Consider the following 23,371-nt stretch of genomic DNA (forward strand, 5'->3'; position numbering starts at 1 on the left):
CTGTCCGCGCGAGGTTTGCGCCTATAGCCAAGCGGACCAAACCGCACTAATTTCGTCTCCATCCCCTCCCAGTCAGGATATCCCCATGAAGCCCATGAAATTCGGCATCGGTCAGGCTGTCAAACGTGTCGAGGATGCGCGCTTCGTGACCGGGCAGGGGCTCTATACGGCGGACGTCGCGCCCGAGGGCGCGTTGCATGCCGTGTTTCTGCGCAGCCCGCACGCGCATGCCGCCTTCACCTTCACCGATCTCGATGGCGCCGCCGACGCGCCAGGCGTCAAATTGGTGCTGACGGCTGAGGATATTGCGCATCTGGGCGATCTGCCGTGCTTGGCACCCTTGAAGAATTCCGATGGCACGACGATGAACCTGCCGGAATATCCGCTGTTGGCGCGTGGCGTCGTGCGCCATGTCGGTGATGCGGTCGCGATGGTCGTCGCCGAAACCGAATGGCAGGCGCGCGAGGCGTTGGAAGCGATCGGGGTCGATTGGCAGCCGCTCGATGCGGTCGTTGACCTTGGCGCTGCGATCAACGGCGGCGCGGCCCACGTGTGGGCATCGAACCCCGACAATGTCGCCTATGTCAGCGAGATGGGCGACGAAGCGAAGGCCGACGCGGTTTTCGCATCCGCGGCCCATCACGTGAAACTGACCGTGGTCAATAACCGGCTCGTGTGCAACTACATGGAGCCGCGCAGCGCGATCGGCGAATATGATGTGGCGTCCTCCCGCTACGCGCTGACGTCAGGCAGCCAGGGCGTGCATTCCCTGCGTGACAATATCGCCAAGCGCGTGCTCAAGGTCGAGCCGAGCCAAGTGCGCGTCGTCACGAACGATGTCGGCGGCGGTTTCGGCACCAAGAGCTTTCTCTATCGCGAATATCCGCTGGTGCTGGAGGCAGCCAAACGCCTCGGTCAGCCGGTGAAATGGGTCGGCGACCGCTCGGAACATTTCACCAGCGACGCGCAGGGACGCGACAATCTCACCACCATCGAAATGGCGCTCGACGCGCGAGGCAAATTCCTCGCACTGCGCGTCGACATTCTCGGCGGCCTGGGTGCCTATCTGTCGCAATTCGGCCCGTATGTGCCCTGGCTTGGCTTGTCGATGGCGACGGGGCCCTATCACATTCCCGTCTTCTACGGCCGCGTGCGCGGGGTCTATACGCATACGACGCCGGTCGATGCCTATCGCGGCGCCGGCCGCCCCGAGGCAGCCTATGTGCTTGAGCGCCTCGTCGACACCTGCGCGCGCCAGACCGGCATCGCGCGCGAAGAGCTGCGTGCGCGCAATTTCGTGCAACCGCAGCAGATGCCTTACCACACCGTCACCGACCGGACCTACGATGTCGGCGAGTTCGAGGGCGCCATGCGCGCCTCGCTGGCCAAAGCCGATTACGCGGGCTTCGATGTGCGTGCGAAAGAGTCGGCGGCAAAAGGGCTTCTGCGCGGCATCGGCTTTGCGAGCTACATCGAATGCACCGCCTGGGGCTCGGGCGAGGAAGGCTCGGTGCAGCTCGAAAAGGACGGCACCTTCACCGTGCTCGTCGGCACCCAGTCGAACGGGCAGGGCCACGCGACGGCTTACGCACAAGTCGTGTCGCAATATCTCGACGTGCCGCTGACCCAGGTACGGGTCATTCAGGGCGACACCGACCGGGTCGTATCGGGCAATGGCACGGGCGGCTCGCGTTCCATTCCCGTCGGCGCGGCGATGCTCAACCGGGCGTCGGAGAAGCTGTCCGTGCAATTGAAGGAACTCGCGGCCGACAAGCTCGAAGCGGCGATAGGCGATTTGGAAATCGCGGACGGTCATATCCGAATCGCCGGCACCGATCGCGCGCTGTCCTATGCGGAAATCGCCACATTGCCAAAGGCGGAAAACAAACTGAAGGCGATCGACTCCTTCGTGCCGCCCGACGCGACCTATCCCAACGGCACCCACGTGTGCGAGGTGGAGATCGACCCGGACACTGGCGTCACGAAGGTCCTGCGCTACAGCGTCGTCGATGATTTCGGCTTCACGCTGAATCCGCTGCTGCTCGCCGGCCAGGTGCATGGCGGCATCGGCCAGGGCATCGGGCAGGCATTGCTAGAGCGCACGGTGTTCACCGAAGAGGGGCAATTGCTGACGGCGAGCTTCATGGATTATTGCGTGCCGCGCGCCGACGATATTCCCGAGTTCCATTTCGAAACCCGCAACATTCCCTCGACCACCAATCCGATGGGCCTGAAGGGCGCAGGCGAAGCCGGCTCGATCGGCTCGTGCCCGGCAGTCATGAATGCGGTCGTCGATGCGCTGCACCGCGGCTACGGCATCACCCACATCGACATGCCGGCAACGCCGGCGGCGGTGTTCGCGGCGATTAGGGTAGCATCACTTCGGACCGCGACCTAGAAGGTCGCGGTCCGAGTAGCCGCTTATCCCGCGTACATCTCCGTCGGCCGCCCTTCGCGCGCGTGCATGATATTGTCCATGAATTGCTGCGCGCTCGCGTCCCAGGAATATTTCAGGGCATGGTTGCGGGCGGCCTCGCGCGGGATGTTCAGCGCCGCGAGGCAGGCCTCGCGCAGATCCTCGCTCAGGCAGCCGGGGCCATCGTCGCCGATCACGTCAAGCGGGCCGGGCACGGGATGGGCGGCGATCGGCAGGCCGCTTGCGAGCGCCTCGAGGAGCACGATGCCGAACGTGTCGGTGCGGCTCGGGAACACCAGCGCATCAGCGCTGGCATAGATTTGTGCGAGCTCCTTGCCGGTCTTCAGCCCGAGGAAATGCGCGTCCGGATAGGCAGCCATCAGTGTTTCGCGCGCCGGCCCGTCGCCCACCACGGCTTTGCTGCCTGGCAGGTCGAGCGCCAGAAAGCTTTCGATGTTCTTCTCCACCGCGACGCGGCCGACGGTCAGGAAGATCGGCCGGGGTAGGTCGAGCACATTGGCGTAACCCGGATGAAACAGGTCGGCATCGACACCGCGCGACCAGCGCATCAGGTGCTGAAAGCCGCGCGCGCTCAAATCCTGCTCAATGCTGCTGGTGGCCACCATCGTGCCGATGCCGGAATTGTGGAAACGCCGCAGCCAGGCGTAGGACCAGTCGAGCGGCACCGGCAGACGCGCGGCGAGATATTCGGGAAACCGAGTGTGATAGCTCGTCGTGAACGGCCGGCCGGCGTCGCGGCAATAGGCGCGCGCGCCAAGGCCGAGTGGGCCTTCGGTGGCGATGTGAATATGCGCCTCCGGGTGTTCGGCAAGATGGCGGCCGATCATGGCAGGCAAGGCGATCGCGAGGCGGATATCGGGATAGGTCGGCAAGGGTATGGTGGCGAACCGGTCGGGGGTTAGAAAATCGACTCGCGCCCCTTTCGCGCGGCACTTCTCGGCGGTCGCTTCCAAAGAGCGGACCACCCCATTCACTTGCGGATGCCACGCGTCGGTGACGATGAAAATATGCATGGACTCAACTCATGATGAAACGCGATTCCTTCTCCCACATTCACACCGGGGTCGCCGGGGTGAAAATTTTTGATGCTGAATCCAGACAAACCTGGGTTCAGTCGGGGAAAAGGGAACGAAAATCACGCAGCAAATCGGTCCGGTGCTGGCACGGGCGTCGGGGTCTGGCTTTCCTGTGCCGGCGCGGCGACGGAGGTCCAGCGGATCACTTCCAGCCGACCGTCCGCGTGTTCGGCGACCACCGTGCAGCTCTCGACGAAATCGCCGGTGTTCACATAGGTGATGCCGTCGATGTCGCGGATCGTGGCATGATGGATGTGGCCGCAGATCACGCCATCCGCGCCGCGCTTCCGCGCGTCTTCGGCCAAGGCCACCTCAAAAGCCCCGATGAAATTCACCGCCTGCTTCACCTTGAGCTTCGCCCAAGCCGAGAACGACCAATAGCCGAAGCCGAGGCGACGGCGAATGCGGTTGAAAGTGGTGTTGAGCACGACGGCGGTCTCATAAGCCCAATCGCCGATATGGGCGAGCCAGCGAGCGTGCAGCACCACCACGTCGAATTCGTCGCCATGCGTGACGAGGAAGCGTTTGCCGTCGGCGGTCGTGTGCATCGCGCGGCGCATGATCTCGATGCCGCCGAAATTCAAGCCGAGGAATTGCCGGGCAAATTCGTCATGATTGCCGGGCACATAGATCATATGTGCACCTTTACGCGCCTTGCGCAGCAGTTTTTGCACCACGTCGTTGTGCGACTGCGGCCAGAACCAGCCCTTTTTCAGACGCCAGCCATCGATAATGTCGCCCACGAGAAAGATAGTGTCGGCATCATTGTGCTTGAGAAAATCCAGGAACAGATCAGCCTCACACCCTTTCGATCCCAGATGCAAATCCGAGATGAACAGCGTGCGATAGTGATTGGTCGCGTCTTTTTTCCCCATGGGAGCCGCCATTCGCTAAGGCTATAGATGCGACGGCTTAATCAGATTCTTATGGCAGAGAGATGACAATTGTGAAGGGGTAGAAATATGGCCCGAAAAATGCAAATAAGCCCTTCTCCCGCATTTAAACCGAGCTTGCCCGATTCGAACATGTTTGAGGTTGGACGCGGGCAGCAATTTTCAGTCGATTACCCACAACCCGTCACCGCCACTGCTTATTGTCGGTTCCGGCTTGGCAACCATAAGGCGGCAGGGCATCTGCGAAGGTTGCGTGCAGTTTCTCACAACCCCATATGTTGATCGGGCCGGGCATTCGGCTGTTCAACTCGATGCCGACTTCATCATACGGGCTCTCGGTGTTGGTAACGTAGCGGTACCACCGCCATCCGATCGTTGCGCTGAAGGCAATTGCGATCATTAAAATGACTCTCAGAATCTTCATGCGCCTCACCTAGTAAAGGCGTCCCCTTTAGCAGAAGCCATTTCTGTTGGCAAAACAGGCGCATAATGTGAGAGGTTGCGAAAAAGGTGAAGTCATAACCCAAATTGGGGCAATACGTTTCAAAGGCCAATTTTGTGCCTCTTAAATATACAAACCGGGTATGACCGATCTGTGATTGGGAGAAGCGTATATCGCTTGTATCTAAGTGCTCAAACTCCGCATCGGGCGATAAAACCGATCGCATTGGCAATCTGTTCGTCACTCCAGCCGATCTGCTCGTAAGCGCCGCGCCAATAGAGCAGGGCCGTGCCGGTTTCGCGCACGCGCGCAGCCTTCACGCGACCGATGACGATTGCATGCGAATGGCGCTCGATCAGATCGTCCACTTCGCAGTCGAGCGCGGCGAGCGCGTCGCCGAGCAATTCGACGCCGGTTTTTAATCGGTACCAGCGCGCGTCGGCGTAGCGCTCCGCACCTTTCTCGCCGTTGCGTCCGGCGAAGCGGTCGGCGACGCGCTGCTGCTGGGCATTGAGAATGTTCACGCCAAACCGCCGCTCTTCGGCAAGCGTCGCATAGGCCGACGCATTGCGGTTGACGCTGACGATCACGCTCGGCGGGTCGGCGGAAAAGGCCGACAGGGAGGTGGCGGTCAAGCCGTTACGCATTGCGCCGCTGCCGACTGTGATCACGCTGACCGCACCGACCAATTGCCGCATCGCCTTGCGGAATTCGTCCGCATGCAAAACGTGATCGGCGCTCTTGTGGGTGGGATAGGCATGGACGGTCATGTGGGCGCTCCAGGGCTTAGATTGAATATTCCGGTCTGCGCACGTGTTCCTTAACGAGGCGGCGCAAGATTCGCTCTTCCAGAACCGCAAGATCGACATTGCCGCGACGGCGTGGGCGCTGCAGCGTTACGGCGAGGTCGAGTGCGATCTTGCCGGCTTCGATCAGGATGATGCGGTCCGCGAGATTCAGCGCTTCGCTCACGTCATGGGTGACGAGCACCGCAGTGAAACGCTGCTGCAGCCAAAGGTCTTCGAGCAAACGCTGCATCTCGATGCGGGTGAGCGCATCGAGCGCGCCGAAGGGCTCGTCGAAGGCGAGCAGGCGGGGCCGGCTGACGAGCGCACGCGCAAATGCGACGCGCTGCTTCTGGCCGCCCGACAGCACCGCGGGCCAATCGGCGGCGCGGTCGGCCAAGCCGACCGCCTGCAACGCCTGCAGGGCGCGCTCGCGCGTCAGCGCTTTGTTCGGGCTGTCGCTGCGTCCCACTTCGACATTGCCGAGCACGCTCGCCCAGGGCAGGAGGCGGGGCTCTTGAAACATCATGCGCGTTTCGTCCCGCGCCTCACGTGCGCCGCCATAATGGATATGCCCCCCGGACGGTGCTTCGAGACCTGCGAGCAGGCGTAGCAGCGTGCTCTTGCCGCAGCCGCTCTGGCCGATGACGGCGACGAATTGTCCGGCCGGAATATGCAGATCGAGGTTCTGCAGCACGGGTTTATCGGCAAAGCTCTTGCCGAGTTTGCGCAAGGTCAGCTCGAGGCCGGCGTTGGGCCGCTCCCGAAACTGCGCCTCGAAATTGACGATGGCGCGGGCGGCAATGTCGCTCATCGGCGGCCTCCTGTCTGAAAGGCCGGATGCCATTTGAGGAAGACATGTTCCAGACCGCGGGCGGTGGAATCGGCGAGCTTACCGAGCAGCGCATAGATGACGATCGTGAGCACCACGACATCGACCTGCATGAACTCGCGCCCCTGGTTGGCGAGATAACCGAGGCCCGATTGCGCGGCGATCGTTTCGGCGACAATGAGGGTCAACCACATGATGCCGAGCGCATAGCGCAGGCCCACGAGAATGGAGGGCAGGGCGCCGGGCAGAAGAATGCGCGTGAACAGCAGGCGGCCGTTCATGCCGTAGCTCTTGCCCATTTCTATGAGGTGCGGATCGACATTGCGAATGCCGTGCAGGGTGTTGATGTAGATCGGGAAGAACACGCCGAGCGAAACGAGAAAGAGCTTCGCTGTCTCGTCGATACCGAACCAAAGAATGACGAGTGGGATCAGCGCGAGATGCGGGATGTTGCGCACCATCTGCAGGGTGGAGTCGGTGAGTTGTTCCGAGAGTCTTGATAGGCCATTGGCCAGGCCGAGCAGAAAGCCGATGGAACCGCCGACGAGCAAACCGGCAAAGGCGCGCAAGGCACTGATGGCGAGATGATGCGGCAGCTCGCCGGAGACGGTCAGCCGCCAGGCCGCCGCGAGCACGTTCGCCGGCGAGGACAGAATATCGGGCGACAGCAGACCAAGGCTGGTTGCCGCCTGCCACACGATGATAAGACCAACCGGAATGACAAGCCGCAGCCAGGCCGCGCGATGATCCCTTCTCCCCGTGGAACGGGGAGAAGGTGTCCCGAAGGGACGGATGAGGGGCGGCAGCAATCTAGCGAAATAAGCTTTGAAGCTCAGGGACAAAGATGAATCGCGCGTGCGCCCCTCATCCGTCGCGCTGCGCACGCCACCTTTTCCCCATTTATGGGAAGAAGGCAGAGCGCGGCTCGTTTCCGCAATAACTTTCGCCATCGCATCTCACTCCGCAGCCACATGCAGCGGCCGCGCGGGCCGGTCGACGCCGAATTCGCCGGCTTGCGTGCGATGGGCGGTGGCCGCATGTGCAGTGTCGATCCCGAGTGCGGGGAACAGCAATTCTGCCACTTTGTAAGCCTCTTCGAGATGCGGATAGCCAGAGGCGATGATCGTCTCGATGCCAAGCGCTTGATATTCGCGCAAACGCGTTGCCACGGTCTGTGGATCGCCGACCAGCGCCGTGCCGGCGCCGCCGCGCACAAGGCCGACTCCGGCCCAAAGATTGGGCGCGATCACGAGCTTATCCCGTTGACCGCCGCCGTGCAGCGTGGCCATGCGCTTCTGGCCGATGGAATCGGATTCGTTCGCGAATTTGCTTTGCGCTGCGGCGATCGCTTCATCGGATATGTTACCGATAAGGTGCTCCGCCGCAGCCCAAGCCTCGGCTTCCGTCTCGCGCACGATGAGATGGATGCGCAGGCCGAAGCGGACGGAACGGCCACGTTTTTTTGCGCGTTGGCGCACGGCCTCTAGCTTTTCTGCAACCTGGTCGAGCGGTTCGCCCCAGGTGAGATAGGTGTCGACATGTTCGGCCGCGACATCGAGCGCGGGCTCGGACGAGCCGCCGAACCAGATCGGCGGCGGCGATTGGACGGGCGGAAAGTCGAGCACCGCATCCCGCACTTTGAGATGACGTCCTTCGAACGATACTTTCTCGCCGCTCAACAGCTTGCGGTAGATGGTGAGAAATTCCGACGTATGGGCATAGCGCTCATCATGCCCGAGGAAGACGCCGTCGCCGGCAAGTTCGCTTGCATTGCCGCCCGTGACGATGTTGACGAGGAACCTTCCGCGGCTCAAGCGGTCGATGGCCGCCGATTGCCGCGCGGCGAACGTGGGCGAGGCAACGCCTGGCCGCAGGGCGACGAGAAAGCGCAAGCGTTCCGTATGCGCCGCAAGCGCCGAAGCGGTGATGAACGGATCGTCACAGCCCTTGCCGGTCGGAATCAGCACGCCGTCGAAGCCAAGCCGGTCGACCGCTTGCGCGATTTCCTTCAAGTAGCGGAAATCGGCCGGGCGATGGCCTTTATCGGTGCCGAGATACGATCCGTCCCCGCTGACGGGGATGAACCAGAAGAGGCTGAGCGGATGGGCGATCTTGGTCATGTGGTCCTCGCAAAGTGGGTTAAGTCGAGATTGCGTTCGGTGCTTGAGAAGGTCGCTTTGTCATTCCGGCTTTGGTATGGATCGCGGCAAACGTTCCACGGTGCGCGCCACTCCATGTCTCGTTTCGGCGACGATGCGTGGTTAAGCTCCTGGCTTCCACGTCCAGATGATGTCGCGCACGTTGATGGGGCTTGGAATGAGGTTCAGTTTCGCGAACCTGTCGGCGACAGCTTGCTGCTGTGTCGCAACGGTTTCGGTGATTGGGCTGAAGGCGAACTCGGAGCGCTGCACCGTGGTTATCTGTGCAGCAAGATCGACGCCTGTCGCCTCCGCGAAGAGTTTTGCCGTTTCGTCCCGGTGATCGACGATCCATGACGAGGCTTTCGCAAGCTCCTCGTTCACACCTGCGACGATGTCGGGATTCTTTTGCGTGAAATCGCGATTGGCGAGGAAGAAGCTGTTTTGAACGAGTGCGCTTTTGGGCACCGGCAGCGCCCGGATCGGGCGGGCTTTTTCCGCGATAGCATAATAGGGGTCCCAGATTGCCCAAGCATCGATGGCGCCGCGCGCAAAAGCCGCCGCCGCATCGGCCGGCGCGAGATAGACGGGCGTGATCTCGGAATAGGAAATATTGGCGCTCTCCAGCGCCGAGAGCACGAGATTATGGGCGCTCGAGGCCTTGGCGAAGCCGACTTTCTTGCCCTTCAGATCGGCGAGGGTCTGAATGGCGGAATCGCGCGGCACGAGGATCGCCTGGCCGGAGCCGCCGCTCGGCAGAACCGCCACATAGAGCAGATTGGCGCGCGCCGCTTGCGCGAAAATCGGCGGCGCATCGCCGGTCGCGCCGTAGTCGATGCCGCCGGCGTTCAGGGCCTCGAGCAGCGGCGGTCCGTAGGAAAACTCGACCCATTTGACCGAAATGCCGCGCGAGGCGAAGTGCTTGTCCAAAAGGCCCTGCTGTTTGGCGACAAGCAGCACGCCACTCTTCTGGTAGCCGATACGCAGTTCGGTCGGGCCGGCAGCCCGGGCGAGGAGCGGGTGGCCGAGGGCGGACACGCCCGCCCCAAGCGTGAATTTGAGCCATGTGCGACGGTTCACCGGGGCGCTCCTTTGTTTGTAGGAAATCGATTTAGTATATAGATTTTATAGAAATATAATTTGCTGTCAACCGCGGTCGCGGAACAATCTTATCGGGACGCTATCTCGGGAAGGTTGGCTGCATCGGCAGGGAAAGCCGCATCGCGAGCTTCTAGCTCGCAAGGGCCGGCACTGCCGCTCGCAAGCTACAAGCTCGCAGCTCCAATACGCTTGGCAGCATTGCGAGGCTGCGCCAACGCAATGCTGCCGGGAGTTCTTATCTCATCGCGGGACTCGCAAAACGGCACGCCGATTTTACAGGTCACGCGTAGCTCTTAGTGGCCTCTAGCCGTTATGCCCGGATATCGAAGCGGTCGAGATCCATCACCTTGGTCCAGGCTGCCACGAAGTCCTTCACGAACTTCTCCGCGGCGTCGACGCTGGCGTAGACTTCCGCGAGGGCGCGCAACTCGGAGTGCGAGCCAAAAATCAAGTCGACGCGGGTGGCGGTCCACTTGACCTCGTTCGTGTTCCGATCGCGCCCTTCATACGCGCCCGCAGCATTCGCGGCCGGCTGCCATTCCGTGCCCATGTCGAGCAGGTTGACGAAGAAGTCGTTGCTCAGCGTCCCTGGCTTGTCGGTGAAGACACCGTGCTTGGAGTCGCCGACATTGGCGCCAAGCACGCGCAGGCCGCCGACGAGCGCGGTCATTTGCGGTGCCGTCAGCGTCAGCAATTGTGCCTTGTCCACCAAGTGTTCCTCCGGCGTCCCGCGCGGCGTGCCGCGAACGTAGTTGCGGAAGCCGTCGGCGACGGGTTCAAGCGGCGCGAAGGAATGGGCGTCGGTCTGCTCCTGCGAAGCATCCGTGCGCCCAGGCGTGAACGGGACGCTGACATCATGACCGGCGGCCTTCGCGGCTTTCTCGACGGCGGCGGAGCCGGCAAGAACGATCAGATCGGCGAGCGAGACTTGCTTGCCGCCGGACTGCGCTGCATTGAAGTCCTTTTGGATCGCTTCGAGGCTTTGCAGCACTTTCGCGAGCTGCGCCGGCCGATTGACCTCCCAATCCTTCTGCGGTGTGAGGCGAATGCGCGCGCCGTTCGCGCCGCCGCGTTTGTCGGACCCGCGGAACGTCGAGGCGGAGGCCCAGGCGGTCGAAACCAATTCGGCAACGGAGAGGCCCGAGTTCAAGATCTTCGCCTTCAGCGCCGCAATATCCTGCGCCTCGATCAGCGGATGCGTCGCGGCGGGAACCGGGTCTTGCCAGATCAGCTCTTCCTTCGGCACGAGCGGGCCGAGGTAGCGCACGAGCGGACCCATGTCGCGGTGGGTCAGCTTGAACCATGCTCGGGCGAAAGCATCCGCGAACGCCTCTGGATTCTCGTAGAAGCGCCGCGAAATCGGTCCGTAAATCGGGTCGAACCGCAGCGAGAGGTCGGTGGTCAGCATGGACGGCGGATGGCGCCTCGACGCGTCATGCGCGTCCGGGATCATGCCGGCGCCGGCGCCATTCTTCGGCGTCCACTGATGCGCGCCGGCCGGGCTCTTTGTCAGCTCCCATTCATAGCCGAACAGGTTGGCGAAGAAGTTGTTGCTCCATTTCGTCGGCGTCGTGGTCCAGGTGACTTCCAGCCCGCTGCCGATCGCGTCCGCGCCTTTGCCGGTGCGATAAGTGCTCGCCCAGCCGAGACCTTGGGCTTCCACGTCAGCGGCCTCTGGGTCGGGGCCGACGAGCGCCACGTCGCCGGCGCCGTGGGTCTTGCCGAAAGAGTGACCCCCGGCAATCAGCGCCACGGTCTCCTCATCATTCATCGCCATGCGGGCGAAGGTTTCGCGGATGTCTCGTGCGGCGGCAAGCGGGTCCGGGGTGCCGTTCGGCCCTTCCGGATTCACGTAGATCAAGCCCATCTGCACGGCCGCGAGCGGGTTCTGCAGGTCGCGGTCGCCGCTGTAGCGTTCGTCCGCCAACCATTTGCCTTCGGGGCCCCAATAGACGTCCTCTTCGGGCTCCCACACGTCCTCGCGGCCGCCACCGAAACCGAAGGTCTTGAAGCCCATCGTCTCCAGCGCGACATTGCCGGTGAGAATCATGAGATCGGCCCATGAAATCTTGCGGCCGTATTTCTGTTTGATCGGCCAGAGCAGGCGGCGCGCCTTGTCCAGGTTCACGTTGTCCGGCCAAGAGTTGAGCGGTGCGAAACGCTGCTGGCCGGCGCCGGCGCCACCGCGCCCGTCACCGATGCGATACGTACCCGCGCTGTGCCATGCCATGCGGATGAACAGCGGTCCGTAATGGCCGAAATCGGCCGGCCACCAATCTTGCGAATCCGTCATCAAGGCGCGCAGATCCGCGATCACGGCATTCAGATCGAGGCTCTTAAATTCCTTGGCATAGTCGAACGCCTCGCCCATCGGATTGGACAGGGCGGAGTGCTGGCGGAGGATCTGAAGGTCCAACTGATTCGGCCACCAATCGCGATTCGTATGTCCGCGATTTGCGCCCGAAAACGGGCATTTGGATTGTTCGTTCATAACAGCTTTCTCCTTCGGTGAGGTTTTAATTTCACGGATGATGGATGGTTGTGTTGTGGATTTTACGTGCCAGCAGGAAAGGCCCGCCTGATCTACGCCTTTAATGTGGACCGCATCAAGGCTGTATGCCTTGACGTGTCGATTTTTGGCGACCAATGGGTGCGAGGGCCTTTTTGATCACAGCGGCGCTCATGCACGGCATGGTGGAGAGGACCCCTTTTCGCCGCGTGCCTCGTGCTTTATGTTCACCGTGCTTTATGAAAGCGACGTGCCGCATCCAACGTTTGAGATATGCCTTGCCGATCATCAAATCACCGACTCCCACCTTGCTGATGATTTTGATCTGCGTTGCTGTCGCGATTATGACACGATTGGGCACGGTGGATGATGCCACCCTCAAGCTCATGATTTCGGAATACCGCTATGTGCCGGGCTACCGATTCACCGAAATCTTGGATGGCCAGGTATGGCGCTTGATCACGCCGATTTTCCTGCATTTCAGCCTGATGCATATCGTCTTCAACATGATCTGGTTCTACGATCTTGGCGGCCAGATCGAGAAGCGCATCGGCTATGTGATGTATCTTGTGCTGGTGCTGGTCATCGCGATCGCCTCCAATCTCTTACAATATGTGCTGGAGGGACCGAGCTTCGGCGGTATGTCCGGCGTCGTCTATGGTCTGTTCGGCTATATGTTCATGCGCATCCGCGCGGAGGGGCCGGGCGTCTACTTCCTGCTACGGAACAACGTCTTCATCATGTTCGGCTGGTTCGTTCTATGCTGGACGGGCCTACTTGGCCCCGTCGCCAATTGGGCGCACACGGGCGGCCTCGCACTCGGCATGCTGCTGGGGTGGATCGGCTATGGCGCGCCGCGTGTCAGGCAAGTAAGGCGCTGGCCATGAGTGCGATAGCAGCTCCAAGCGCCACAGCAACGCCAAGCGCCAGGGCGGCGTGCGCGATCACCGACGCCTGCTGCGGATAAGATTCATAACGGCTAGCCTCGATCTTGTGCGAAAGCCGCGGCCTGTGCGGCGCGCTTTGATTGGTGCTGCGAAGCATGAGCATCGTTTAAGACTCCCGACGACTTCGATAGATCGTTTCGGGATTAGCTCTTCTTGCCGTAAAAGTTCGAGACGGATTGTGGGGCAGGGACGTAAGGGAGGTGTAAGGGCCTATGCCTTCTTCCCGGTTGCCGACTACGTTCCCGTCATTGCGAGGAGCGCAAGCGACGAAGCAATCCACCCACTCCCACAAAATTTTCGCCGCAGTTGCGGCCGCTGCGACGAGAGGGAACTGCGCGAACCGTTTGTTACGCCTATCGGCTGGGAGATGGATTGCTTCGCTTCGCGCGCAATGACGGAGAGGTGCTTGCGCCATCGTCCGCGCGTGGCGAACGGATCAACCTCTATCCTTGAGCAGCCTTGCCTTCTCGCGGCCCCAGTCGCGCTGCTTTTCCGTCTCGCGCTTGTCGTGCAGCTTCTTGCCGCGCGCCAGCGCAATCTCGATTTTCGCGCGGTCCTTTTCGTTGAAATAGAGTTTCAGCGGCACGATCGTGATGTCTCCGATATGTAAGAAAGCAGGCCTGGATGTGCTGCGTTGGCGTGGAGCGCGCTCTATGGTATCGCTTTCGTATCGGAGCCTGCAAAACCTCTTTTGTATTGCTGACGGGGCAAAAAAAGATGATTGAGAATATCAATTTTGCGAAGCGATTGATTAGACTCTTCCTTTTGATAATTGTCATTCTTGCTCAGATTTTATGTTTTGTGTCCTTAAAATATGAAATCTCTTGCCCCTTTGACCTTATTGTTAGCCGCTATGTCCCTTCTTTAAATCTCATGATTTCGGACGGGGTGCTGACACCGAAACAGGCTTGCGGTGACATTTTTGTCTTTATTTTTTACGCAGGTTTGGCCTCTTTGTTTTTTTGTTTTGCAAATCTTCAACGACCAGAGCGATTCAAAACGGTGCAGCAACATTTCTCTGAAGATGAAATTGCTAAAAGAAAGAAAATTGTGAGAAACATGGCCGCTTTTGCGTTACTTTTCTTTTCCTATGGCTTTGCCGGCTACGTTGCGTCTGTGGGATACAATATCGATATAAATCACAGATATAGCGACACGCTTTCCTCTCGCGAAACGTTTGCATTTTTTACCTTTGAAAGCCTCTATGCTTCACCCTTATTTTTCGGATTTGCTATTGGCATACATAAATACACATCGAGGGTCGCGGCATCGGCGTGAATTGGTGAAGACGATCGCGCGGCATGGCCCATGTCGCGCGCGAGGCCGGTGTCAGCCGGCAATCGCTCTACAAGGCCTTGAGCGAAACGGGAGCCCCACAGCTTTCGACGCAGCTCGGCGTCATGAAGGCGCTTGACCTGAAGTTGACAGCAAAGGCAGCGTGAGGGCGCCCCACTCACCCGCCTTTCAGCAGCCTTGCCTTCTCGCGGCCCCAGTCACGCCGCTTTTCCGTCTCGCGCTTGTCGTGCAGCTTCTTGCCACGCGCCAGTGCAATCTCGATTTTAGCGCGGCCCTTGTCGTTGAAATAGAGTTTGAGCGGCACGATCGTCATGCCTTCGCGCTCGATGCCCTGCTTCAATTTCGCAATCTGCCGCGCGTGCAGCAGCAATTTGCGCGGACGTTTTGGCGCGTGGTTGAAACGGTTGGCTTGCAGATATTCGGGAATGTTGGAATTGATCAGCCACAATTCGCCATTTTCGACCGAGGCATAGCTTTCGGCGATCGTCGATTTGCCGTTGCGCAAGGATTTGACTTCGGTGCCGGTGAGCATGATGCCCGCCTCGAACACCTCGCCGATCTCATAGTTGAAGCGCGCCTTGCGATTGTCGGCGGCGATTTTGCGATTGTCGGCAGAACTCATGACTGGCTTTTTTGCGCGTAGGTGCGCACCATTTCGGCCATGGCGTGGCCGTTGTCGGTATCCACTTCGTGCAGCAATCCCTCGACGACGCCGCGCTGGTCGGCTTCATTGCGATTCTGCGACGCCTTGAATTTGCCGTGCACGCTCTCGATGACGATTTCGAGGCCGACGATGGCGCGGATCTGCGCATCGACGAAATCTGCCGGCGCGTCGGTCACTGCCCAGGGCGCCGCGCGCGGTGCTTCCATCTGTTTCGTCAAGGCGGTGATCTGCGCCCGAATATAATCGGGCTCGTCAATGGCACGCGAGGCGCCGCTCACCTGCACGGTCGCGTAATTCCAGGTCGGCACGACTTTGCCGGTCTCGCGTTTCGTTTCGTACCAGGACGGCGTGATATAGGTCTGTGCGCCCTGAAAGACGACGAGCGTCGGCACGCCGGGGCCGAGTTCACGCCATTGCGGGTTCGGCCGCGCCACATGGGCGCGCAGCACGTCCTGCCCGGCGTCATTTTTGGCGAGGATGAAGGGGACGAAATTGGCCATCAGCCCGCCCGCGCCCGCCGTGATGAGCAGCCCGAGCGGATGCGCGCGAATGACGTCGAAACAGGTCTCGCGGTCCTCGATCTTGAAAAGCCGTGGTTCGTACATGTCTATCCGTTCAAAAGGCCGGCGTGCACCATTGCAGCCTTAATTAGGGCGCGGGTGGGTGGTGTGACAGGCAGCATCGGCAGCCGGATTTCCTCCGACATGCGGCCAAGCAAGTTGAGCCCGCATTTCGCACCGGCAAGTCCCGGTTCCTTGAAGGTCGCTTCATGCAGCGGCACCAAGCGATCCTGGATTTTCAGTGCATGGGCATAGTCGCCGCCGAGCGACGCCTTCTGCAATTCGGCGCAGAGGGCCGGTGCCACATTGGCGACGACTGAGATGCAGCCGTGCCCGCCCGCCGCATTGTAGGCGAGGGCGGTCATGTCCTCGCCCGAAAGTTGCACGAAATCCGGCCCCAGAACGTGACGCTGCTGCGATACGCGGGCGAGATTGGCCGTCGCATCCTTCACGCCGGCGATGTTCTTGAGTTCGTAGAGCCGCGCCATGGTTTCCACCGACATGTCGATGACCGAACGCGGCGGGATGTTGTAGATGATGATCGGAACGCCGATCGCATCGTTGATCGCCTTGAAATGCTGATAGAGGCCTTCCTGGGTCGGCTTGTTGTAATAGGGGGTGACCACCAGCACGCCTTGCGCCCCCGCCTTTTCGGCGTGGCGGGCGAGGCTGATCGCCTCCGCGGTATTGTTCGAGCCGGCGCCCGCCAAGACCGGCACGCGCCCCTGGGCCGCCTCGATGCAGACTTCGACAGCGCGCATATGTTCCGCATGGCTCAGGGTCGGGCTTTCGCCGGTCGTGCCAACGGGAACGAGGCCGGTGCTGCCCGAAGAGATCTGCCAGTCGATATGCGCGCTAAACGCCGCCTCATCCAGTTTCCCGTCCTTGAAAGGCGTGACGAGAGCGGGCAGCGAGCCTGAGAAGGCGCGGGCGTATTCCTTGGACGACATTGCAGACGGTTCCTTTGACCAAACAAGGGCACACACATAGCGGGTTGGACGGGCCGGGGAAAGGGGGGAGGGTGCAGGGGGAGGGGCGTACGACCCTCATATCCGACGATTGAACAAGGTGTGATTCGGTCAAAATTTGCGCGAATTGTCCTATGATGCCCGCCAAAATGGGCGTCACCGGCTGGGCCGAGGGTCGTGCGGCCGATTTATGATCTTGCGAGGGCGAATACAGCTTTGTTCTAGAAATGTGCGGTTCTGGCCGTTGGCGCGCCATGTTTGTCTACCGTCGCCGCACATACGCAAGACGCTGATAAAGAAGCAAAATTGTCGGTGTCCGGCGCCAAGATGGCCCTGAACGCCAGGTTGGCCGCCCCCGGCGCATTGCGGCGCCCGCAGTATGCTAACGCCAACGGCAAATGAGGCTGCTGCCCGCACTCATTCCCGCTGTATCATTTCCTCGGCCATTGCGGGTAGGAAGGGCAGCCATTTTTGCTTAAAAATGTCGATGTTCGAGATCCATTTCTGTTTCAGCGACGGATCGACGTCCATCAGCTTTTTCGTCGTCCGGCTTTCTTCGTGCACGAGACGGGCAGGAACCTGGTAGAGGCGGAACCCCCGCAGGCGCGCCTCATAACTATAATCGACGTCCATCACATAGGCCCAATTGTAGCGCCGATCGAAATCGCCGCAGGCGCGAATCGTGTCGCGGCGAATGAGGACGCCGCCGAACGTTACCCAGTCGACCGCTCGCACGCGGGCCATCATCGCCTGGTCGATCATCGCCGTCCCATCGTCGTTGAAACGCTTGGCCGGATCGACCTCGCGTTGAACGTAACCGCGGTAAACCGAGATGTTGCCGTTCGGCAAGATGCCGCCCGCGCATTGCAGCCGCCAATCGGGCTCGTTCTCTTCCCTCGGATAGAAGAGATTGCAGGCGACCATGCCGGCGTCGGGCAAATTCCTCGTGTGCTCGACGAGCGTGTCGTACCAGTCCGTCACCTTGTCGCCAGGGAACGGCGCCATATCCGAATGCATGATGATGATGTCGCGATCGGGGAAACTGTTCCAGCAGTGTTCGAAGGCGAATTCGGGGCCGATGCGGTTGACGTCTTGCCACAAGAAAAAGTCGATATGCCGCGCCGCGCCCTCAAGCTGGAACGTGTCTTTTATTTCCTGCTCTTCATGGTCGTACAGATAGGGACAAATGACGAGGGGTGGTTTTTGCGCGGGTGCGATCGAGGGGCTGCGCCCGCCGCGCGGCCCCTGCCAAAAAGCCCTAATGGAAAAACGCGGCGCAAACAAATAGCTTAAATTGCCCCGATTTTCTTGCACCCACTGCGGCAAATCCCCGACCGGCAAAATGTCCCATACGAAACCCTCGCGATCGAACAGATCGCGGCGTTGCTTCACGATCGCTTTGACATCGATTTTGTTCAGGATTTCCGGTGTATTCAGTTCCTGGTGCGAAAAGGCTTTGATCTTTCTCACGATGGCTTCGTCGTCCATCAGATAGGAAAAATGCCATCCCGCGGCTTGGATGATTTCAGCCTGGACTTTTCGCGTTCGCACCTCGTAGCGCAGATCGTTCGGCAGGCGCGTCTCGAGGGTGGCGCGTGTTGCGGCGATGGCCCACGTGATTGCGCTTTCGGGGCCTTTCACGTTGCAATAGTCGACGAAAAAATAACAAAATGCCAATTCGAAACCGAAGATCGCGTTTTCGTTGTCGGCTTTGATTCGCTCGATCACGCTTCGCCGCGGAATTTCGTCGACGTCCGACATGACGATCAAATCATGCGCATCGGCGTCCGGTACCCCGCGCAGGACCGCGTTTCTCTGCCATGCCTCGCGGGTCCAGGCATCCTCGGTTTGCGGAAAGTCGTGAACCCAGACATGTCGGATTTTCGCGGCGAACGGAGCGCAACGCGGATCTCTGGGATTGAAACGGCTCTGCTGCGGGAGCCCGCTGAATGTTTGATCGGCCGTCACCAGCACAAAGGTGTCGACCGCATCGTTCAGCTCATTCAGTCTGATTTCAAGAACGTCATATTCGCCATTGAATAAAAAACAGTCGAACACCCGGCGTTTGGATTGCATCCCCTTATCCCCTGCTCGTGCGCCGCACCCTACATGAACCCCGCCATGTTGGCCACCGACCCCAATCTGCCCGCAGCCGGGGTCGGGCATTCGCGGGTATGGCGTTCGTTCGTCCCATGCCGGCATGCCGCTACACGCTCGTGGTGACGGCTTTCTTGCAACGGACGCGGGCATGCGCGTCGCCTTCAAGAAACCTCAATTTTTCGCTTCTGTGCATGTCCCCGTTCGCGTTCGAGGCATGTCGATTGCATAGCTAACGAAACATTAAGGGGATCGGGGGATAGTTTTTAAGAGAGGAGCGCTTTTGCTCATCGACTTCTGGCGGGACCTTCCGATGCATGACAAGCGCCGCGCGGTCTATGCTGTGGCCGGACTGGGTGTGGCCACATTTTTGATGCTTGTGCCCCATTCCGCGGGCCGTGTCCTGCGCGACGGCGGCATTGTCGCAAAACATCCGGAGATACCGGTGCCGGCGCCGCTGCCGGCCCCGCAGGATTCCGCGCTGCTGCCGTCTGCTGATGTCGAATCAGCCGCGCTGACCCAGCCGAATGCGACGCATAACGCAACCGAAACGGTTCCTGAACGCCGGCTCGATATTACCGGCCTGCGCGAGGCCATGGCCGCCTACAAGACTGGCAATCTCACGGCTGGCGATGAAGAAGCCAAGAAGATCGTCGATCCGCTGGCCGCTACCTTGGCCGAATGGACGGCCTTGCGGGCCGCGTCGCACGAAGCGGGCTACGACCGGCTGACAGGTTTCGTCGCGGCCCATGCCGATTGGCCCGGCAACGCGTTTCTGCTGCGCAAAGCCGAGGAAGAGCTCTATTGCAATAAGGTGGGCACTGATCGGCTGCAGGCCTATTTCACCAAGCGCATGCCCCTTTCGACCCTTGGCAAACTGGCGCTCGCCCGTCTGCGGCTCGCGGTGGGACAGGCCGATGCCGCGGGCGAACTCGTGCGCGAAGTCTGGCGCAAGGAGGATTTGCCCGCGACGGTCGAGGCTCAGGTGAGAACCGAATTCGGCGGTTTTTTACGGCCCGAGGATACGCAATATCGTGTGTCGCGGCTCCTCTACAAGGAAGATACGGCTGCGGCCTTGCGGTCCATCGACGGCCTGAGCCCGGATTTCGCTGCGCTCGCCAAGGCGCGCGCGGCCATTTTAGCCGGAGCCAAGCCGGATGACGCGCTTGCCGCCGTCCCGGCACCGCTCCGCACCGATGCGGGTCTCGTTCTCGTGCAGGCGCAAAAGTTGCGCCGTGCCGATCAACCCGCCGACGCGGCGCAACTCCTGCTGACGCAGCCGCGCGATGTCGGCACGACGCTCGGCGCTGATGAATGGTGGCAGGAGCGCCGCCAGGTTGCACGTAAGCTGCTCGACGCGGGCGACGCCGTCGGCGCCTATAAAATCGTTGCGACCCACGGAACTTTATCGCTGGCCAATCAGGTCGATGCGGAATTCATGGCGGGTTGGATCGCGCTGCGCTTCCGTAATGACGCGCAGACGGCGGTCACCCATTTCGATCGCGTCGCGGCGGCAGCCACATTGCCGATCTCGCGCGCCCGTGCCTCCTATTGGCAAGGCCGCGCCCATGAAGCGTTGAACGGCGCCGACGACGCGAAAAGCTATTACGAGACGGCAGCGCATTATCCGACCACCTATTACGGCCAATTGGCGGTCGAGAAGGTCGGTTTGACCAGCGTCAGCCTGCCGAAGCCCGAGCATGTGCTGGAGGGCGACGCACGCGCCGAGGCGACGCGCGCGGTCGAATTGCTTTATGCCTTGGGAGAGAACGATGCCGCACAGGCCTTGAGTGCGCTCGCAGCCGAGACGCTGCACAGCGAAGACCAATTGACGGCGCTTGCCGCCGTCACCAGCTACTATCGCGACGCGCACGCCACCCTGACGATCGGCAAAAACGCTGCGGCGCATGGGCTTTCGCTCGATACCTTTGCCTTTCCCGCCTTCGGCATTCCTGCCTTTGCGGCAACGCCCAACTCCGCGGATCCGGCGATTGTCTATGCCATTGCGCGGCAGGAAAGCGCGTTTTTGCCGAGCGCCAAATCTCCGGTTGGCGCGCGTGGCCTGATGCAATTGATGCCCGCAACCGCGCAGCGCACGGCGGTGCTGGCGGGCCTGGGCTTCGATGCGGATCGCCTGATGAGCGATCCCGCCTATAATGCGCAGATCGGCGCGTCGCATCTTGGCGAATTGCTTGGCGAGCAGGGCGGATCCTATATTCTTACCTTCGCCGCCTACAACGCCGGCGGGAAGCATGTGAAAGACTGGATCAACGCCTATGGTGATCCGCGCAATCCCAATGTCGATCCCATCGATTGGGTTGAGCGTATCCCGTTCGCCGAAACGCGCAATTATGTGCAGCGCGTGATGGAGAATTTCGAAATCTATCGCATGCAGCTTGGCGAAGACGACAAGATCAAGATCGGCGCCGATCTGCGCAAGAACGGCAAAGTGGTCGTGCCGGAGGATATCAACGTCGGCTCGGTGCCCGATCCGATGCCGTGACGTCACTGTTGTGAGATCGCACATCTCTTTCGTATTGCGCGCTTTTCTCTCGCATGGGCGGATGCGGCGCTCCCGCATCCCAGCATCATTCGGGTTGTCGGTGCAGTTGCGCGCCAAAAGCGCGCCGTCCTGCGGTGGCCGCACGGTAGCCACTTTTCATATTGCGCGGCGTCTATTCCAGCTTATATCCGCTGTTGGGAAGTGGTGAACCCCGCCACAATAAGACCACGAACGCGCTTTAGCGCGAAACCGCGCCAGATCGGAGAGACAGGTTGAGTGTAGAGCAAACGGTGGCGAAACCGGCCGCGGCTGGCGATATTTGGGGAACGGTCGCAGCGGTTTTTCAGGCGTTGCTCGTGGCCGTCCTGCTGCGCACGTTCGTTTTCGAATCCTACAACATTCCCTCAGGCTCGCTCATTCCGACGTTGCTCGTCGGCGATTATCTGTTCGTCTCGAAGTTCTCCTACGGCTATTCCAAATATTCGCTGCCCTGCAATATCGATCTTGGTTGGGGTGGCACGCGGCTCGTCAAGGCCGATCTGTGTTCGTACCTGCCGTCGGGCCGTCTGTTCGGCTCGATGCCCCGCCGCGGCGACGTCGTGGTCTTCAAAGTGCCGACCGACAATAAGACCGATTTCGTCAAGCGGGTCATCGGCCTGCCGGGCGATACGGTGCAGATGAAACAGGGCGAGCTCTACGTCAACGGCCAGCAGGTGCCGCGGCAGTTCGTGCGCGAGGACAGCGAGGACGAGGGGATCGGCCGCTTCGTCCATGCGAAAGTCTTTTCCGAGACGCTGCCGGGCGGAGCGACCCATCTCATGCAGACGTTGTCGGGCTCCGATCCCGCGCTGAACAACACCCAAGTCTTCACCGTGCCGCCCGGGCACCTTTTTGTGATGGGCGACAATCGCGACAATTCCGCCGACAGCCGGGTCGGCTTTGCCACCGACGCTTGGAATACCGCCGATAACGGCCATGTTTTCGTGCCGATGGACAATGTGGTCGGCAAGGCGAAGATCATCTATTTTTCGATCAAGACAAAGCCGGGCGAGCCGGAGGCGACGGAGCCGGCGCTGCAATTGTGGCGCTGGCCGGCGACGTTGCGTTGGGGCAGGCTGATGGACTGGGTACGATAGGATCCGAATCGCGGTTTTTCGGCTTAAGTCCATCTAGGCAATCGTCTGCTTGGCTCTTAAGCTCCTGGCCTATATAAGTCGCGCCCGTTTAGAATTTTGGCTGAGACACCTTATATGACCATATCCTCGCGTACCGACCAGGCCGCCAAGCCGCAACCCGATGGAAGCACTTGGGAGACCGTGAAAGTCGTTTTTCAGGCGCTGCTGATCGCCCTCGTGGTGCGCACCCTGCTGTTTCAGCCATTCAACATCCCTTCGGGCTCGCTGATTCCGACCCTTTTGGTCGGTGATTATCTGTTCGTGTCGAAATATGCCTATGGGTATTCAAAATATTCCCTGCCTTGCAATATCGACGTCGGGTTTCGTGATTTTGAGCTGGTGAAGCTCAATCTATGCCCCTATCTGCCTTCCGGACGCGTCTTGGGATCGATGCCGAAACGCGGCGATGTGGCCGTGTTCAAGGTGCCGACAGATAACGAAACCGACTTCATCAAGCGGGTCATCGGGCTGCCAGGCGACCGAATCCAGATGCGCCAGGGCGAGCTCTATATCAACGATACGAAAGTGCCGCGCGAATTGGTCATCGAGAGGGAAGAGGACGACGGTTCTGGCAGGATGCAGCGGGTGCGCATCTACAACGAAACCCTGCCTGGCGGTGTGACCCATCTCATTCAGACCCTCGGCGATCAATCCGGCCCGGCCAACAATACGGAAGTTTATACCGTGCCGCCGCGGTCCGTATTCATGATGGGCGACAATCGCGACAATTCGGAAGACAGCCGCATGGGGTTCGGCGGCTCAGATGACAAGGACTATGTGCCACTCGAGAACTTTGTCGGGCGGGCCCAGATCATTTTCTTCTCCCTTAACGTTAAGGAAAACGGCGAGCGAACCATCGATGGTGAGCCTGCGACCGAGCCATTCTGGCAGTTCTGGCGTTGGCCCTGGACCGTGCGCTGGGACCGGCTATTCCAGTCCGTTCGCTAA

The 23,371-nt window shown here is 60.5% G+C and carries 21 protein-coding genes and 1 pseudogene; 7 read left to right on the forward strand and 15 right to left on the reverse strand.

What is annotated here, in order from left to right:
* The first annotated feature begins 85 nt into the window (after positions 1 to 85).
* Entirely contained in the window at positions 86 to 2,398 is a 2,313-nt protein-coding gene (locus V9T28_RS07095) for a xanthine dehydrogenase family protein molybdopterin-binding subunit (RefSeq protein WP_116398322.1), read from the forward strand.
* A 23-nt stretch (positions 2,399 to 2,421) separates the two neighbouring features.
* Here V9T28_RS07095 and V9T28_RS07100 read toward each other — a convergent pair whose 3' ends face one another.
* The 9 genes from V9T28_RS07100 to katG form a co-directional block, all read right to left on the reverse strand.
* Entirely contained in the window at positions 2,422 to 3,450 is a 1,029-nt protein-coding gene (locus V9T28_RS07100) for a glycosyltransferase family 4 protein (protein ID WP_116398323.1), read from the reverse strand.
* Between the two features lie 122 nt (positions 3,451 to 3,572).
* Positions 3,573 to 4,388 carry a UDP-2,3-diacylglucosamine diphosphatase gene (locus V9T28_RS07105; RefSeq protein WP_116398324.1) on the reverse strand — a complete coding sequence of 272 codons (816 nt, stop codon included), beginning with the start codon at positions 4,386 to 4,388 and terminating at the stop codon, positions 3,573 to 3,575.
* A 202-nt stretch (positions 4,389 to 4,590) separates the two neighbouring features.
* Complete coding sequence (locus V9T28_RS07110) at positions 4,591 to 4,830, reverse strand: hypothetical protein (protein WP_116398325.1); 240 nt, start codon at positions 4,828 to 4,830, stop codon at positions 4,591 to 4,593.
* 209 nt (positions 4,831 to 5,039) lie between these two features.
* Positions 5,040 to 5,618: a flavin reductase family protein gene (locus V9T28_RS07115; RefSeq protein WP_116398326.1), complete on the reverse strand. Its 579-nt coding sequence runs from the start codon at positions 5,616 to 5,618 to the stop codon at positions 5,040 to 5,042.
* A gap of 16 nt (positions 5,619 to 5,634) precedes the next feature.
* Positions 5,635 to 6,447, reverse strand: coding sequence for an ATP-binding cassette domain-containing protein (locus tag V9T28_RS07120; protein ID WP_116398327.1), 813 nt, complete (start codon positions 6,445 to 6,447; stop codon positions 5,635 to 5,637).
* Positions 6,444 to 7,415 carry an aliphatic sulfonate ABC transporter permease SsuC gene (gene ssuC, locus V9T28_RS07125; protein ID WP_116398328.1) on the reverse strand — a complete coding sequence of 324 codons (972 nt, stop codon included), beginning with the start codon at positions 7,413 to 7,415 and terminating at the stop codon, positions 6,444 to 6,446. Before ssuC ends, V9T28_RS07120 begins: the two co-directional genes overlap by 4 nt.
* A 6-nt stretch (positions 7,416 to 7,421) precedes the next feature.
* A complete protein-coding gene (ssuD, locus tag V9T28_RS07130; RefSeq protein ID WP_116398329.1) occupies positions 7,422 to 8,585 on the reverse strand; it encodes an FMNH2-dependent alkanesulfonate monooxygenase in 1,164 nt (387 codons plus the stop codon).
* 141 nt (positions 8,586 to 8,726) lie between these two features.
* Positions 8,727 to 9,683 (reverse strand): aliphatic sulfonate ABC transporter substrate-binding protein, encoded by a 957-nt coding sequence (locus tag V9T28_RS07135; RefSeq protein ID WP_116398330.1) that lies wholly within the window; start codon positions 9,681 to 9,683, stop codon positions 8,727 to 8,729.
* A 331-nt stretch (positions 9,684 to 10,014) separates the two neighbouring features.
* On the reverse strand, positions 10,015 to 12,195 hold the full coding sequence (gene katG, locus V9T28_RS07140; RefSeq protein WP_116398331.1) for a catalase/peroxidase HPI: 2,181 nt from the start codon (positions 12,193 to 12,195) through the stop codon (positions 10,015 to 10,017).
* A gap of 296 nt (positions 12,196 to 12,491) precedes the next feature.
* On the opposite strand from katG, the gene V9T28_RS07145 reads away from it, so the two are divergent.
* Positions 12,492 to 13,100: a rhomboid family intramembrane serine protease gene (locus tag V9T28_RS07145; RefSeq protein ID WP_158554649.1), complete on the forward strand. Its 609-nt coding sequence runs from the start codon at positions 12,492 to 12,494 to the stop codon at positions 13,098 to 13,100.
* Here V9T28_RS07145 and V9T28_RS07150 read toward each other — a convergent pair.
* Both V9T28_RS07150 and V9T28_RS07155 read right to left on the reverse strand, forming a co-directional pair.
* The gene (locus tag V9T28_RS07150) at positions 13,075 to 13,263 is read right to left on the reverse strand and encodes a hypothetical protein (RefSeq protein ID WP_116398333.1); all 189 of its coding nucleotides are present in this window, start codon (positions 13,261 to 13,263) and stop codon (positions 13,075 to 13,077) included. The two genes, V9T28_RS07145 and V9T28_RS07150, sit on opposite strands and share 26 nt — an antisense overlap.
* A gap of 333 nt (positions 13,264 to 13,596) precedes the next feature.
* A pseudogene (locus tag V9T28_RS07155) lies at positions 13,597 to 13,755 on the reverse strand (SsrA-binding protein); the annotation flags it as partial.
* A 29-nt stretch (positions 13,756 to 13,784) separates the two neighbouring features.
* Between V9T28_RS07155 and V9T28_RS07160 the strand changes: the two are divergent.
* Positions 13,785 to 14,438 carry a hypothetical protein gene (locus tag V9T28_RS07160; protein ID WP_147306353.1) on the forward strand — a complete coding sequence of 218 codons (654 nt, stop codon included), beginning with the start codon at positions 13,785 to 13,787 and terminating at the stop codon, positions 14,436 to 14,438.
* Between the two features lie 23 nt (positions 14,439 to 14,461).
* Positions 14,462 to 14,602: a helix-turn-helix domain-containing transcriptional regulator gene (locus V9T28_RS07165; protein ID WP_116398335.1), complete on the forward strand. Its 141-nt coding sequence runs from the start codon at positions 14,462 to 14,464 to the stop codon at positions 14,600 to 14,602.
* A gap of 11 nt (positions 14,603 to 14,613) precedes the next feature.
* On the opposite strand, the gene smpB is transcribed toward V9T28_RS07165, so the two are convergent.
* The 4 genes from smpB to V9T28_RS07185 all read right to left on the reverse strand — a co-directional run bounded on the left by smpB (position 14,614) and on the right by V9T28_RS07185 (position 18,724).
* Positions 14,614 to 15,078 (reverse strand): SsrA-binding protein SmpB, encoded by a 465-nt coding sequence (gene smpB, locus V9T28_RS07170; RefSeq protein ID WP_116398336.1) that lies wholly within the window; start codon positions 15,076 to 15,078, stop codon positions 14,614 to 14,616.
* A complete protein-coding gene (locus tag V9T28_RS07175) occupies positions 15,075 to 15,725 on the reverse strand; it encodes an FMN-binding negative transcriptional regulator (protein ID WP_116398337.1) in 651 nt (216 codons plus the stop codon). Before V9T28_RS07175 ends, smpB begins: the two co-directional genes overlap by 4 nt.
* 2 nt (positions 15,726 to 15,727) lie before the next feature.
* Entirely contained in the window at positions 15,728 to 16,630 is a 903-nt protein-coding gene (gene dapA / locus V9T28_RS07180; RefSeq protein WP_116398338.1) for a 4-hydroxy-tetrahydrodipicolinate synthase, read from the reverse strand.
* Positions 16,631 to 17,065: 435 nt separating this feature from the next.
* Complete coding sequence (locus tag V9T28_RS07185) at positions 17,066 to 18,724, reverse strand: hypothetical protein (RefSeq protein WP_158554650.1); 1,659 nt, start codon at positions 18,722 to 18,724, stop codon at positions 17,066 to 17,068.
* Positions 18,725 to 19,058: 334 nt separating this feature from the next.
* Here V9T28_RS07185 and V9T28_RS07190 point away from each other — a divergent pair, with 334 nt between their 5' ends.
* The 3 genes from V9T28_RS07190 (at position 19,059) to lepB (V9T28_RS07200) (ending at position 23,371) form a co-directional block, all read left to right on the forward strand.
* The gene (locus tag V9T28_RS07190) at positions 19,059 to 21,248 is read left to right on the forward strand and encodes a lytic transglycosylase domain-containing protein (RefSeq protein WP_147306355.1); all 2,190 of its coding nucleotides are present in this window, start codon (positions 19,059 to 19,061) and stop codon (positions 21,246 to 21,248) included.
* Positions 21,249 to 21,520: 272 nt separating this feature from the next.
* A complete protein-coding gene (lepB, locus tag V9T28_RS07195) occupies positions 21,521 to 22,384 on the forward strand; it encodes a signal peptidase I (protein ID WP_245423789.1) in 864 nt (287 codons plus the stop codon).
* 114 nt (positions 22,385 to 22,498) lie between these two features.
* Positions 22,499 to 23,371, forward strand: coding sequence for a signal peptidase I (gene lepB / locus V9T28_RS07200; RefSeq protein WP_116398341.1), 873 nt, complete (start codon positions 22,499 to 22,501; stop codon positions 23,369 to 23,371).

It is taken from the genome of Methylovirgula sp. 4M-Z18 (assembly GCF_037890675.1).
Lineage (GTDB): Bacteria > Pseudomonadota > Alphaproteobacteria > Rhizobiales > Beijerinckiaceae > 4M-Z18.

Bases quoted from the DNA above. Each gene is read 5' to 3' on its own strand.
- V9T28_RS07100 (WP_116398323.1), bottom strand. From the start codon at position 3,450: ATGCATATTTTCATCGTCACCGACGCGTGGCATCCGCAAGTGAATGGG.
- V9T28_RS07110 (WP_116398325.1), bottom strand. From the start codon at position 4,830: ATGAAGATTCTGAGAGTCATTTTAATGATCGCAATTGCCTTCAGCGCA.
- V9T28_RS07175 (WP_116398337.1), bottom strand. From the start codon at position 15,725: ATGTACGAACCACGGCTTTTCAAGATCGAGGACCGCGAGACCTGTTTC.
- V9T28_RS07095 (WP_116398322.1), top strand. From the start codon at position 86: ATGAAGCCCATGAAATTCGGCATCGGTCAGGCTGTCAAACGTGTCGAG.
- V9T28_RS07185 (WP_158554650.1), bottom strand. From the start codon at position 18,724: ATGCAATCCAAACGCCGGGTGTTCGACTGTTTTTTATTCAATGGCGAA.
- dapA (WP_116398338.1), bottom strand. From the start codon at position 16,630: ATGTCGTCCAAGGAATACGCCCGCGCCTTCTCAGGCTCGCTGCCCGCT.
- V9T28_RS07190 (WP_147306355.1), top strand. From the start codon at position 19,059: ATGCATGACAAGCGCCGCGCGGTCTATGCTGTGGCCGGACTGGGTGTG.
- smpB (WP_116398336.1), bottom strand. From the start codon at position 15,078: ATGAGTTCTGCCGACAATCGCAAAATCGCCGCCGACAATCGCAAGGCG.
- V9T28_RS07115 (WP_116398326.1), bottom strand. From the start codon at position 5,618: ATGACCGTCCATGCCTATCCCACCCACAAGAGCGCCGATCACGTTTTG.
- lepB (WP_116398341.1), top strand. From the start codon at position 22,499: ATGACCATATCCTCGCGTACCGACCAGGCCGCCAAGCCGCAACCCGAT.
- V9T28_RS07160 (WP_147306353.1), top strand. From the start codon at position 13,785: ATGTGCTGCGTTGGCGTGGAGCGCGCTCTATGGTATCGCTTTCGTATC.
- katG (WP_116398331.1), bottom strand. From the start codon at position 12,195: ATGAACGAACAATCCAAATGCCCGTTTTCGGGCGCAAATCGCGGACAT.
- ssuC (WP_116398328.1), bottom strand. From the start codon at position 7,415: ATGGCGAAAGTTATTGCGGAAACGAGCCGCGCTCTGCCTTCTTCCCAT.
- ssuD (WP_116398329.1), bottom strand. From the start codon at position 8,585: ATGACCAAGATCGCCCATCCGCTCAGCCTCTTCTGGTTCATCCCCGTC.
- V9T28_RS07165 (WP_116398335.1), top strand. From the start codon at position 14,462: ATGGCCCATGTCGCGCGCGAGGCCGGTGTCAGCCGGCAATCGCTCTAC.
- V9T28_RS07120 (WP_116398327.1), bottom strand. From the start codon at position 6,447: ATGAGCGACATTGCCGCCCGCGCCATCGTCAATTTCGAGGCGCAGTTT.
- V9T28_RS07105 (WP_116398324.1), bottom strand. From the start codon at position 4,388: ATGGGGAAAAAAGACGCGACCAATCACTATCGCACGCTGTTCATCTCG.
- V9T28_RS07150 (WP_116398333.1), bottom strand. From the start codon at position 13,263: ATGCTCATGCTTCGCAGCACCAATCAAAGCGCGCCGCACAGGCCGCGG.